This window comes from uncultured Chitinophaga sp. (assembly GCF_937874145.1).
Classification (GTDB): Bacteria; Bacteroidota; Bacteroidia; order Chitinophagales; family Chitinophagaceae; genus Chitinophaga.
Genome location: NZ_CALNBI010000151.1, coordinates 1 through 12,466, shown reverse-complemented (window position 1 = coordinate 12,466; position 12,466 = coordinate 1). Strand labels below are relative to the sequence as shown.

11 protein-coding genes and 1 riboswitch are annotated in these 12,466 nt (G+C 52.4%); of the genes, 7 read left to right on the top strand and 4 right to left on the bottom strand.

The annotated features are described in order from the left end of the window. Positions 1–330: 330 nt before the first annotated feature. Positions 331–534: a sulfur carrier protein ThiS gene (gene thiS, locus Q0510_RS07140; RefSeq protein WP_298709567.1), complete on the bottom strand. Its 204-nt coding sequence runs from the start codon at positions 532–534 to the stop codon at positions 331–333. 50 nt (positions 535–584) lie between these two features. After that, positions 585–686, bottom strand: a riboswitch (TPP riboswitch). A 653-nt stretch (positions 687–1,339) separates the two neighbouring features. Here thiS and Q0510_RS07135 point away from each other — a divergent pair. Next, positions 1,340–1,828, top strand: a complete 489-nt coding sequence (locus Q0510_RS07135; RefSeq protein ID WP_298709566.1) for a lipocalin family protein — start codon at positions 1,340–1,342, stop codon at positions 1,826–1,828. 287 nt (positions 1,829–2,115) lie between these two features. Here Q0510_RS07135 and Q0510_RS07130 read toward each other — a convergent pair whose 3' ends face one another. The 3 genes from Q0510_RS07130 to dnaN form a co-directional block, all read right to left on the bottom strand. Further along, positions 2,116–2,370 carry a hypothetical protein gene (locus Q0510_RS07130; RefSeq protein WP_298709565.1) on the bottom strand — a complete coding sequence of 85 codons (255 nt, stop codon included), beginning with the start codon at positions 2,368–2,370 and terminating at the stop codon, positions 2,116–2,118. A gap of 34 nt (positions 2,371–2,404) precedes the next feature. Further along, entirely contained in the window at positions 2,405–3,244 is an 840-nt protein-coding gene (locus tag Q0510_RS07125; protein ID WP_298709564.1) for a sterol desaturase family protein, read from the bottom strand. 296 nt (positions 3,245–3,540) lie between these two features. Continuing rightward, on the bottom strand, positions 3,541–4,659 hold the full coding sequence (dnaN, locus tag Q0510_RS07120) for a DNA polymerase III subunit beta (protein ID WP_298709562.1): 1,119 nt from the start codon (positions 4,657–4,659) through the stop codon (positions 3,541–3,543). A gap of 291 nt (positions 4,660–4,950) precedes the next feature. On the opposite strand from dnaN, the gene Q0510_RS07115 reads away from it, so the two are divergent. From Q0510_RS07115 to Q0510_RS07090, 6 genes are all read left to right on the top strand, one after another. Continuing rightward, on the top strand, positions 4,951–6,210 hold the full coding sequence (locus tag Q0510_RS07115; protein ID WP_298709560.1) for an aminotransferase class I/II-fold pyridoxal phosphate-dependent enzyme: 1,260 nt from the start codon (positions 4,951–4,953) through the stop codon (positions 6,208–6,210). Positions 6,211–7,009: 799 nt separating this feature from the next. Further along, positions 7,010–7,594: a TetR/AcrR family transcriptional regulator gene (locus tag Q0510_RS07110; protein WP_298709558.1), complete on the top strand. Its 585-nt coding sequence runs from the start codon at positions 7,010–7,012 to the stop codon at positions 7,592–7,594. A gap of 1 nt (position 7,595) precedes the next feature. Next, positions 7,596–8,204, top strand: a complete 609-nt coding sequence (locus tag Q0510_RS07105) for a TetR/AcrR family transcriptional regulator (protein ID WP_298709556.1) — start codon at positions 7,596–7,598, stop codon at positions 8,202–8,204. Positions 8,205–8,225: 21 nt separating this feature from the next. Next, positions 8,226–9,587, top strand: a complete 1,362-nt coding sequence (locus Q0510_RS07100) for a TolC family protein (protein WP_298709554.1) — start codon at positions 8,226–8,228, stop codon at positions 9,585–9,587. An 8-nt stretch (positions 9,588–9,595) separates the two neighbouring features. After that, positions 9,596–10,660: an efflux RND transporter periplasmic adaptor subunit gene (locus tag Q0510_RS07095; protein ID WP_298709552.1), complete on the top strand. Its 1,065-nt coding sequence runs from the start codon at positions 9,596–9,598 to the stop codon at positions 10,658–10,660. Positions 10,661–10,691: 31 nt separating this feature from the next. Next, the coding region (locus Q0510_RS07090) for an efflux RND transporter permease subunit (RefSeq protein WP_298709550.1) at positions 10,692–12,466 on the top strand (1,775 nt) is incomplete at its 3' end.

Genomic DNA, 12,466 nt, shown 5'->3' with positions numbered 1-12,466 from the left:
GAGCACCGTCATCATCACGCTTCAATCATCGCAGCGAAGAAGCGAGAACCTCCAAGCCCGGGAGCACCGTCATCATCACGCTTCAATCATCGCAGCGAAGAAGCGAGAACCTCCATGCCCGGGAGCACTTTGATCAGCACGCTTCAATCATCGCAGCAAAGGATCGGGAACCTCCATGCCCGGGAGCGCCATGATCTGTAAGCCTTTATGACCAGCAGCACGATGATCTTTCCTGTATCAAAAGCAGAAAAAAGGAACCATCGCAGATCTCTGGGAACATGAACAGGCGCACCTTCCAGCCAACCCGCTGCATTGCCGCAGCGTCCGCCGTTAGCCGCCTTGTGTGGCCTGGATAATGGTGACCTGATCTTCGGGCATCAATAGGGTACTGGGCCAGTCTGGCCTGGGTATAACCCTGCGGTTCACCGCTACGGCGATGCCCCTGCCGGAAGAAAGTTGAATAAACTGTAAGAGCGCAGTCACGGAGGTTTCCGGCTGCACCGCATAAAGTTTATTGTTTACATGCACTTCCATGATAACAAGGAATTAAAGTGAACAATAAACTTTAAGGATGTGGTGAGAAGGAGTTCAGTATTACTTTTCCCTACGGCAGTCTGAACTGCATCAGGTACTGAGGGTATCATCTCAGCTTTCCCGTTTCCGGGAAAACACCCCTAAAGTGAAAGCACAAATCTAAGCGTTAGGTTTCCAATTTCCAAATAACGCCACACTGCCAGGTTGACCGCGCGGTTACCGGAGTAATGCTATTATTCAGCAACGCCTGTAATTCGCGCCAATTGCATTGCCGCAGTTAACGCCAACATCGGCCAGGAGAACTGAAATTCACGTCGGCTACATTATAGTAATAGATATGGCGAGCCTATACTGTAATTCCCACCGCCTTCATTGCGGGAGCTAACGCCAACATCGGCCGGCAGATTTTGTAATTCTCACCTGACAAGGTGCAGTAACAATAATCGACCAGCAAATCTCTTATTTACATTATCAGGATTGCAATAGTTAAAGTTATCGTTTTAATTCACCGACTGCCCTGCCGTAATCGGCCAGCTCGTCCTGTATTCGCAGGCCGCATAGCAGGAGGAAAAGCAAACTTCAACTTGCTGAAATGTCTGACTATATATTTGACGAAACGACTGGAATTCAGCTGATGCCGTTACTCATTGGCGGTGTGGAGAAGGGAAGCCACCGGCTCCATATCACGATAAAGTCGCCTGCCTGAATTATGGCCCCCGCCTTCCCGCCCGGATTATTCACCCGATCGGTGCCGAACCGCATGTTTAGCATTATCTTTGATACAATCCTTTAAACAACAATGCGTATGACCCGCACCCTCCTGCCAGCGATCCTCCTCCTCGCAGTTGCCTGCAACAACAGTAGCGGCGATGCGCATAAAGACAGTGTAGCCGTCACCGATGAAGATACCGTTTTCATCGAACGACCGGTAGAACCGGTGGCTACGTTGGATTCCGTGCATATCGACTCCACCCTCCTCCCAGGCCGCTGGGTGCAGCCCGCCGAAGGCGTCGACACGCTCATGATTGGGTTTCATATCCGTAAAGACGGAAAAGCCTCCTCCATCCACCTCGAATCCCTCAAATACCAAAGCTGGCGCCTCCTGCAGGATACCCTCCTGCTCCACGGCCTCGCCGGTTACTCCCGCGCAGACACCGTTTTCCTGCAAACCGATACCCTGCTGATCCGCGAGCTCTCCGATACCGCCCTGCGCGTCCACCCCGTCAACGCCGCCGATGGACATGTCGAAACCTTTAAAAGACAAGCAAGCACGCCTTCCAGGAAGAAAAAATAATGACAAAGCGATCCCCGCCCGGCGGTCCTCACCGACGGAAGCATGTGTGTTGCTCTCAATTGATCAGAAAATCATCCTTCACTCCCCAAAAGGAAGCAGATGCGCTGCAGCGTATTTCATGGATATCGGGAAATCAGGACAGGTTTTTCCGGGTTACGCTCAATTCAGGGAGTTAACAGGATAGCAACGCAAGTTCCCCGGTTCAGGATTCGGGAGGTTTGTTCATGAGGCGGGTACGGTTATACACCGGCGCCTAAAATGAGGAACTTGCGATAAGCATGCATTGCCTACAGGTTATACATTTGCCAAACGCCGATCCCCGTCGCTACGATGCTCAGGAAAAGGCCGGCGACGGCCATCTGTAACTCATCAATGTTCTTACGGGCAATCACAGAAGATACCAGGCAAAGGATAACGCCCGCGGCTCCCATATAAACGGCCGGTTCGGGCGACTTGCTGATAAAAGCAAAAGCGGCGGTGACTACGCCGAAGAAAATGGATGCAAAACCTGCAATCTTGGGCAGACTTGTTGGGTGGTGCATTGTGTACGGATTATAAGTGATCAAAAAAAATTGGCTATTGTGATAATCCCCCCTGTTGATGCTGCTGGTCCGGAACCGGCACATCCTCCCACGGTGTCTTCAGCAGGGGCCCGATCTGCTGATATCGTTCATCCAGGTATTCATCCAGCCCGTAACGAAGGCTGGTAGTATCTTTCACAGTCACGAAGGTGCCAAACAGGCGGTCCCAGACAGAAAATATATTGGCATAATTGGAATCAGTCTCCGGTTGATATCTGCTGTGATGCACCTTGTGCATGTCCGGCGAAACGATGATCCAGCTCAATCCCTTGTCCAGCCAGCCCGGCAAATGGATGTTGGCGTGGTTGAACTGGCTCATGAAGGCCGACAGCGACTGGTAAAACATCACCATCCAGATAGGAACCCCCATCGCCACGATCGCCAGGAACAAAGCCACCACCCTGAACATGCTCTCCACCGGGTGATGCCGCAAAGCCGTCGTTGCATCCACCGCCGTATCGGTATGGTGGATCTTATGGAAATGCCACATCCACGCGATCTTGTGCTGGATCAAATGCACCAGGTACGCACCGATAAAATCCATCATCAGGACCGCCAGCAGGCAATGCAGCCACACCGGCAACTGCGCGAGGTACAACAGCCCGAAGCGCTCGCTGCTCGTCCAGTCCGAAGCCTTGACGATCAAAAAGGCAAAACCCAGGTTCACCGCCGCCGTGGTCAACGTAAAGAACAAATTCGTACCCGCATGCCGGATACGGCTGTTCCCAAACCGGATACGCGGTATCACACCCTCTATCAACCATAAAATCACCAGCCCTGCCACCAGCAGCGCGGTGCGGTAATGTGAAGGTATATGTTCGAAAAACTCCATCATTTGTATCGGGGTTTTTGGTCGTATACGCGGATCAGTTATGAAAAACCAAGGTTGTTAACACTTAGAAATTACGACATTTTGCCCAATAGTGGCGGGTTTCAGCCCAACTATTTCTCAGGCAGGAAGGAAGGATTTCATTCATAGATTTATTTATATAACAAGAAAAACCTAAGCGTGGACGGATTGCGGGGTTTTGGGGAAGAATGCGGGAATTGTTTAATATATAGTGGTTTTTCATGTGAAATAAAAAAGCCGCCTGTTCAAGGCGGCTTTTACTATGACGATTCGTTCGTTGATTAGTTATTCATCAGCAAAGGCATCACCAGCATCAGCAGGTCTTCTTCTTCGGCTTTTTCCACCGGGCGAAGGATACCCGCCTTGGTAGGCGCGCTCAGGTCGATCGTGATCTCATCCCCTTCCGCCGCGTGCAGCATTTCGATGAGGAACTTGGCGTTGAATGCGATCTGCATGTCTTCCCCGCTGTACTGGCAGCTCATCCGCTCGTTACCTTCGAAGGAGAAATCCACGTCCTGGGCCGACAACTGCAGCTCGGCGCCGCTGATGCTCAGCGCTACCTGGTTGGTACTCTTGTTGGCGAAAACGCTTACACGTTTGAGGGCGTTCTGGAAATCGCTCTTCACCAGGGTGAGGCGGTAAGGATTATCCTTCGGGATCACCACTTTATAATCCGGGAAACGCGCGTCGATCAGGCGGCAGATCATCTGCGCATTCTGGTGCGACACAAAGAAGTGGTTATTGCTGTAAGCGATGCGGATCTCGCTGTCGTTGTCGGGAATGGCGGATTTCAACAGGTTCAGGGGCTTCTTCGGAACGATGAAGCTGTCGGCCTGCGGGCATTTCACATCGGTACGGATGTATTTCACCAGGCGGTGCGCATCCGTGGCCACGAAAGTGATATTGTCGGGGTGCAGTTCGAAGAACACACCGGTCATCTGCGGACGAAGGTCATCGTTGCTAACCGCGAACAGCGTTTTGTTGATGGCGGTCAGCAGCGCGGAGGAGATCATGGTGAAGTTGGTGGCGTCTTCCGCGGCGGGTTCCTTCGGGAAGTTCTCCGGGTTTTCGCCCATCACCTTGTATTTACCGTTGTCGGAAGTGATTTCGACAGCGAAGGAATTGAGATCGATGTTGAAGGTCAGCGGCTGATCAGGCAGGTTTTTCAGCGAATCCATGAGGATCTTCGCCGGAATACAGATGCGGCCGGTTTCTTTGGCCTCTACCTCCAGTTTTACCTTCATGACGGTTTCCAGGTCGGTCGCCACAACGGTCAGCTCATTCTTGTCGATCTGGAACAGGAAATCTTCCAGGATAGGCAGCACGGTGTTGGAGTTAATCACGCCGCTGATCTGTTGCAATTGTTTCAGTAAAGTGGAGGAAGAAACGATAAACTTCATAAGGTTACTTAATAATTGTTGCAAATGTAAGGCAAACAAAGATAGAAAGTTTCGCCAATGATCAACCCCCACCTTTTCCACATCATCTTATCAACCAACAAATTTGGGAAAGACGAACGCGGGTTGTCAAATATGCAGTTTGGACGTCATTTATTGAATGAAATCAACAAAAAATCGCTTAATATTGAAAATATTGAAAACAATCCGCGGGTTCTTTTAAATTATTGTCAAATCGGTTAGTTTTGCGGGCGCAAAAAACCATCATTTCATTAAAAAATAAAAACAAGGGATATGAAACTGTCTCATTTAGCCGAAACGCTGATAGGTTCCGAAATTATCAAATTAGCAGGAGAGATCAAGGAAAAGCAGGCTAAGGGTGAAAAGATCTACAATTTCACCATTGGCGATTTCGATCCCAAGGTTTTTCCCATTCCCCTGGAGTTTGAAAACGAAATCATTCAGGCTTACCGGGATAAGTACACCAATTATCCGCCGGCAGACGGTATTGCCGAGCTGCGCAAAGCAGTAGGCGAGTTCATCGCCGAGCGCGAAGGCATCAGCTACGATCCTAACAGCGAGATCGTGATCTCCTGCGGAGGCCGGCCGATCATTTACGCTACTTACCGCACCATCGTTGACCGCGGCGAGAAAGTGATCTACGCAACCCCGTCCTGGAACAACAACCACTACACCCACTTCCTGGAAGGTGAGCACGTGGTGCTCGAAACCAAAGTGGAGAACGACTTCATGCCCACGGCCGCTGAGCTGAAACCGCTCCTCAAAGGCGCGACCCTCCTCGCCCTCTGCTCTCCCCAGAACCCGACCGGCACCACCTTCGCCAAAAAGCAACTGGAAGAGATCTGCGACATGGTACTGGAAGAAAACGCCAGCCGCGCCGCCGGCGAAAAACCCCTGTACGTACTGTTCGACCAGATGTACTGGGTACTCACCTTCGGCGATACGCAACATTATAACCCGGTTTCCCTCCGTCCGGCCATGAAAGATTATACCGTATTCATCGACGGTATGTCCAAAGCCTTCGCCGGTACCGGTGTGCGCGTGGGTTGGGCCCTCGGTCCCAAACACGTGATGAGCAAAATGAAATCCATCCTTTCCCACGTAGGCGCCTGGAGCCCCATGGCAGAACAGAAAGCCGCGGCCAAATACCTCGTGCAGAAAGAAAACGTGGATAAATACCTCGCCCATTTCAAAGGCGAAGTGGAAGAACGCCTCGTGAAAATCTACGAAGGATTCGACGCCCTGAAAAAGGCAGGCCACGCCGTGGACGCCATCGCTCCCCAGGCTGCCATCTACCTGACCATCAAGCTCGACCTGAAAGGCAAGAAAACGGCCGACGGGAAAGTGCTGGAAGACCAGGGCGCCGTTACCACCTACATCCTCGATGAAGCCAAACTGGCGGTGGTGCCGTTCTACGCTTTCGGGTCCGACAGAACATCTCCCTGGTACCGCCTGAGTGTGGGTACCTGCGTGAAGGAAGAAATCCCCGCGATGCTGAGCGCCCTGAAAGCAGCGCTGGAAAAACTGCAATAAGGCATACATTATATATATGACCTCCCGGCCCCGGTGCGCAAGCGCCGGGGCCGGTTCTTTTTACGGGTATCCCGCGTACCCGCACGGCGCCGGCTTAGTAAGGATGCAGTAGGGATACCGTATTGTAACCGTACTAAATGTTAAACCTTGATCTAATTCCAGCGTTTGCATTAATGTTGATTGAATATCAATAAGTTAATTCTCGCTCACTATCCGTTTTTCGCGCAGTTAGGCCTACCATACAGCTACCTAAAATCCTATTATTGACGTTTTTACACAAATAATTTTAATACGTAATAAAGGATTTTTCCATCCTTCCGGACCATCTATTTCAAACCCCTTGAAAACGCATATAACAAAAATTACAGGTGATATTCATCGTTTTGAATGATGGGTAGATGAGTTTCGACTGAATATCAGCCCTTTTTAGGCGATGAAATTTTTATATCGATACACGGCTTCATATCGTTAGGCAGGCTCCGCAACCGCCTAAAACCCTATTAATTACGTTTTTACACAAAAGATTTTAATGCGTAATTTAAAACAGGTCATTTGTGTAATAATGCTATTAAATTGATAATCAACCAATACTGTTATTTCCCCTTCATTCCGTACTATTCACTTTCAAGCGTTTATAACTCCAGTAACCCGGGAAACTCCCTAAACCCGTTTCTGTCATCCAATCGTTAAAAATCCGTTAAATGGTCAACTCTGCTTACTAAATTCCCAAAACCTTTCTAATTTTGACCCAGAAACTAAAAAAGTCAGAAAGTTAATGATGACAGAAAACAGGGATGAAATGAGGGAACGCATCATCGATGCGGCACTGAAACGATTCACGTACTACGGCTCGTCCAAAACGACCATGAACGAAATCGCGGAAGACCTCCATTGCTCCAAAGCATCCCTGTATTATTACTTCCCCGATAAACAGTCGCTGCACGTCGCCGCACTGGAAAAAGCCGGGGAAACCTATTTCCAGGATCTCCAGGAAAAAGCCGAACAGGCCGCAACCGCCCGCCAGGCTTTCATGGAACTCATCGCCACCCGCCACGAGTTCGCCAAAAGATTCTGCCGGCTCGAACTGTTCAAAGTGCTGAAAGACAGGCAACTGATGCGCTTCGCCCACGAAGCCTTCGAAAATGCCCGCGAACGCGAGATCGGGATCATCACGAACATCATCGAAAAAGGCGCCGCCCGTGGAGAATTGGTTACTGCAGACCCGGAAAAGGTGGCGGCTTTGTATATGCATGCTATGATCGGCTTGCGCCTGTCACTGGTGAGCAAAGACCTGAGTGAAGAGATCAGTGACGAGGAGTTTGAAAGAGTGAGAGAGTGGCAGGTGCAACTGGCCGACATTTTCATCAATTCATTAAAAAAGTAAGATGCGAGACAGGATTTTGGAAACAGCGCTGCGCTTATGCAAAACTTTCGGGGTGAAAAGCATTACGATGCAGGACATCGCCCGGGAGTGCGGCATCTCCAAGAAGACCGTTTATGAACACTTCGCCGACAAGAACGACCTGATCGATGAAGTGACCGCCTATATGACCGGCGCCTACGTGGAACGCCTCTCCGAATGCCACGCCGCCGGAAGGGACGCCATCGAAGAACTCGTCATGTCCCTCGGGCACACCGAGCTCATGGCCCGCAGCACCAATCCCGTGCTCCTGTTCGAACTGGAAAAATACCACCCCTCCTCCTGGAGAAAGGTGCAGGACTTCAAACAGGAAAAAGTAGCCGGCGCCATCCGCGCCAACCTGGAAAGAGGCATCGGGGAAGGGCTGTACCGCTCCCGCCTCCGGACCGACATCATGGTGCACCTCCGGATGCTGCAGATGGACTCGCTCTTCAACCCGCTCCATTTCCCGGCAGCCACCTTCGAGCTGCACGACGTCATGCACGAGCTCACCATACATTATATAAACGGCATCGCCACGCCGGAAGGGCAGGCGCTGCTGGAACAATATCTCCCTTCCGCCATTTCCGCATAACACTATCGTACAATACACAGCATGAAAAAATGGATCATACCGTTCCTGTTCCTGTCCTCTGCCTGGACCACGAACGTTTACGCACAAACGAAACAGCTGTCGCTGCAGGATGCCCTCCGTTTTGCGCTGGATCATAACCAGCAGCTGGCAGTCAGCCGCCTGGAAGAACAGATCGGCAAGCAGAAAACAACGGAAATCCGCGCCCAGGCGCTCCCGCAGCTCAATGCCACCGGAACCCTCACCGATAACATCAAGAAACAGGTGATGGTGCTCCCCGGCGCCATGAACACCGCCGAGCCCGGCAAGCCCATGGCCCTCGAAGTAGGTACCACCTGGAACGCCGCCGCATCCGGCACCCTCACCCAGCAACTCTTCAACCAGAGCGTGTTCACCGGCCTCCAGGCTGCGCGCGCCGGCGAAGAATATTACTCCCTGCAAACGCAGCAGACCACGGAAGACGTGATCTACAACGTGTCCGCCCTCTATTACGGCCTGCTCGTGCGCCAGGAGAAACTCAGCGTGATCCAGAGCAATATCGATAAAATGACCAGGCTCGTCGAAACCACCCAAAGCCAGCTCGATAACGGCCTGGCCAAAAGGATCGACCTCGACCGGATCAAGGTAAGCCTCGTTAATTACCAGACACAGAAAACACAACTGGAAAACGCCCTGAAGATCGATGAAAATACGCTGAAGACCCTCATGGGCATGCCTTCTTCCGAAGCCATCGACCTGCCCGCCCTGGCGCTCAGCGAAATCGAACAGAAGGCGGCGGTAACGCAGGACTTCGGCAGCTTCAACCTCGAAAACCGTACGGAATTCAAAGTGCTGAAGAAAACCGAAGAGCTCCAGCAGTTCCAGAAGAAAGCCTATGTGTCCGAATACTTCCCGCAGCTGTCGTTCAACGCCCAGTATTCCTACAACGGCCTGAGCGACAAATTCGACCTCTTCAAAGGCGGCAACACCACGGCACAGTGGTTCGGCATGGCCAATATCGGCCTCACCCTGAAGATTCCCATCTTCGACGGCTTCGCCCGCCGCAGCCGCGTGAACCAGGCCAACCTGACGCTGCAGCAGATCTCCAAACAACTGGAGCTCAACAAACTGAACCTGACCACCTCCTTCGAGAACGCCCGGCTCAGTATCCTGAACAGCCTCAGCACCATCAAAACACAAAAGGAAAACGTAGCCCTCGCCGACGAGGTATACGCTTCCACCCAGAACAACTACAACCTGGGCCTCGCCAACCTGACGGACCTCCTCAACGCGGAGACCTCCCTCACCGAAGCCCAGAACACATATAACGAAGCACTGCTGCAATACAAACTGGCAGAGCTCGACCTCATCAAATCACACGGTAACCTGCCCTCACTCTTAAACTAATGCAAGCCATGAAGAAAGTTTTAATCTACGGCACTTTAACAATAGCAGCCATCGCGGCAATCATCTGGAAACTGAACGCCAACAAAGCCGCCAACGTCGCCAAGACGGAATTCGTGAAACAAAGCAATACCGGCGACATCCCCGTGGTTACCGAAAAGGCCGCCCGTGTGGACTTCGACCAGCAGTTCGCCGCCAACGGCAACTTCATGCCTTTCAAAGAGCTCACTTATCTCTCCGAAATCTCCGGCCGCATTAACCAGCTGCTGGTAGACGAAGGGAGCTATGTGAAAGCGGGCCAGATGCTCGTGCGCATCGACGATGAGATCGTAGGGACCGACCTGGCTTCCGCCAGGGCCAACCTCGCGCAGCTGAAAGTAGATAAAGACAGGTACGAAGCCGCGTTCAAAACCGGTGGCGTAACCCAGAAGCAAATGGACGATGCCCGCCTGCAATACGACCTGGCCGTTTCCCGCTTCGACGCTGCCAGCCGCAAAGTGAACGACACTTACGTGAAAGCTCCCATCTCCGGGTTCATCAACGCCAAGTACGTGGAAAAAGGCACTTACCTCTCCCCCGGCACCAAGATGTTCGATATCGTAGACGTGAGCCGCCTCAAACTGCGCGTAACCGTTCCGGAAATGCAGGTGATCAACCTGAAACTGGGCGACAAAGTGAACGTGACCACCAACGTATTCCCTGAAGTGCAATACATCGGCAAGATCACCTTCATCGCCGCCAAAGGCGACCAAACGCTCAGCTACCCTGTAGAAATGGAAGTGACCAACATCACCGGCAAACAACTGAAAGCAGGCATGTACGGCACCGCCAATTTCGAAATGCCTAAACAGGATCCCACCATGCTGATCTCCCGCAACGCTTTCGTGGGCGGTGTGAACAGCAACCAGATTTATGTGATGGAAGGCAATGTGGCCAAACTGCGCAAAGTAACCGCCGGCCGCATCTTCGGCGATAAAGTCGAAATCCGTGAAGGCCTGCAGGAAGGCGAAACCGTGATCGTCAGCGGCCAGATCAACCTGACCAACGGCGCCAAAGTAGCCGCGCAGGCGCAGTAAGACGAATTGCTTGACTTAACAAACCGAAAAAATGAAGATTACCGAGATATCGATAAAAAGGCCAACGGTTGTGGTGGTGTTGTTCACCATCCTGACGCTGCTGGGGCTCCTCGCCTACAAGTCGCTGAACTATGAGCTGCTGCCCAAGTTCTCGTCGCCGATCGTGACCATCGCTACCGTTTACCCCGGCGCTTCCCCCTCAGAGGTGGAAAGCACCGTGACCAAAAAGATTGAGGACGCCGTAGCCTCGATGGAAAACATCAAGAAACTGACATCCAAATCCTCCGAAAGCCTCTCGCTGGTAACGGTGGAACTGAATAACGACGCGGACGAAGACATCGGCCTGCAGGATGCCCAAAGGAAGGTGAACGCCATCCTGGCCGACCTGCCCGGCGATGCCAAACCGCCGTCCCTCAACAAATTCTCCCTCGACGACCTTCCGATCATGACGCTCTCCGCGACCTCCAAAATGGACGACCGGAAGTTCTTCGACCTGGTCGACAAGCGCATCCAGCCGATGCTGTCGCGCCTGCCGGGTGTGGCCCAGATCTCCATGATCGGCGGCCAGGAAAGGGAAATCCAGATCAATGTTGATCCGAAGAAACTCGAAGCGTACAAGCTGTCGATCATGCAGGTGCGCCAGATCGTAACCAATGCCAACCTCGACTTCCCGACCGGTAAGGTAAAAACCACCGATCAGCAGATCCTCGTCCGCCTCGCAGGTAAATATAAAGACGTGGACCAGCTCCGCGACCTGGTGCTCTCCACCACCGCCACCGGCACCCAGGTGCGCCTCGGCGATGTGGCAGACGTGCAGGATGCTTCGAAAGATGCAGAGCGCCTGGCCCGTGTAGACAGAATGGCGTCTATCGCGCTGCAGGTACAGAAACAGTCGGACGCCAACGCCGTGACCGTTTCTGAAGAAGTACAAAAAGCCATCGCGAAGATAGAAGCAGAGTATGCCGCAGCGGGATTGAAGATCAAGATCGCGAACGACAACTCCGTCTTTACCCTCGAATCCGCCGACTCCGTGATCCATGACCTGGTGATCGCCGTTGTGCTGGTGGCCGCGGTGATGATGCTCTTCCTGCACTCGATCCGTAACGCCATCTTCGTAATGATCTCCATCCCCGCGTCGCTGATCGCAACGTTCATCGGCATGCAGCTGTTCGACTTCTCGCTCAACCTGATGTCGCTGCTGGGCCTTTCGCTGGTAGTAGGTATTCTTGTGGATGACGCCATCGTGGTGCTGGAGAATATTTACCGGCACATGGAGATGGGCAAGAACAAAGTGCGCGCGGCGTTCGACGGTGTGAAGGAAATCGGGTTCACCGTAACTTCCATCACCCTCGTAATCGTGGTGGTGTTCCTCCCGATCTCGCTGACGAATGAACTGGTGAGCAAGATCCTCCGGGAATTCTGCGTGGTGGTGATGATCTCCACGATGCTGTCGCTGCTGACCTCGTTCACCATCGTGCCGCTGCTGGCTTCCCGTTTCGGAAAGCTCACGCATCTTACCGGCAAGAACTTCTTCGAGAAATTCATTCTTTGGTTTGAAAGACAACTCGATAAATTCACTTCCTGGATGACCGCCACCCTTAAATGGGCGCTGGCGCATAAAACGATCACGCTCGTGGGCTCCCTCGTGCTGCTGATCGCTTCCTTCCAGCTCGTGGGCCGCGGGTATATCGGTGGCGAGTTCATCCCGAAAGGCGACCGCGGCCAGTTTATCGTGATGCTCGAAATGCCGAAAGACGCATCCCTCGAACAAACCAACCAGGCTACCCTCAAAGCGGAATCGTTCCT

Bases quoted from the DNA above. Each gene is read 5' to 3' on its own strand.
- Q0510_RS07100 (WP_298709554.1), top strand. From the start codon at position 8,226: ATGAAAAAATGGATCATACCGTTCCTGTTCCTGTCCTCTGCCTGGACC.
- Q0510_RS07110 (WP_298709558.1), top strand. From the start codon at position 7,010: ATGAGGGAACGCATCATCGATGCGGCACTGAAACGATTCACGTACTAC.
- Q0510_RS07115 (WP_298709560.1), top strand. From the start codon at position 4,951: ATGAAACTGTCTCATTTAGCCGAAACGCTGATAGGTTCCGAAATTATC.
- Q0510_RS07095 (WP_298709552.1), top strand. From the start codon at position 9,596: ATGAAGAAAGTTTTAATCTACGGCACTTTAACAATAGCAGCCATCGCG.
- thiS (WP_298709567.1), bottom strand. From the start codon at position 534: ATGGAAGTGCATGTAAACAATAAACTTTATGCGGTGCAGCCGGAAACC.
- Q0510_RS07135 (WP_298709566.1), top strand. From the start codon at position 1,340: ATGACCCGCACCCTCCTGCCAGCGATCCTCCTCCTCGCAGTTGCCTGC.
- Q0510_RS07130 (WP_298709565.1), bottom strand. From the start codon at position 2,370: ATGCACCACCCAACAAGTCTGCCCAAGATTGCAGGTTTTGCATCCATT.
- Q0510_RS07105 (WP_298709556.1), top strand. From the start codon at position 7,596: ATGCGAGACAGGATTTTGGAAACAGCGCTGCGCTTATGCAAAACTTTC.
- dnaN (WP_298709562.1), bottom strand. From the start codon at position 4,659: ATGAAGTTTATCGTTTCTTCCTCCACTTTACTGAAACAATTGCAACAG.
- Q0510_RS07125 (WP_298709564.1), bottom strand. From the start codon at position 3,244: ATGATGGAGTTTTTCGAACATATACCTTCACATTACCGCACCGCGCTG.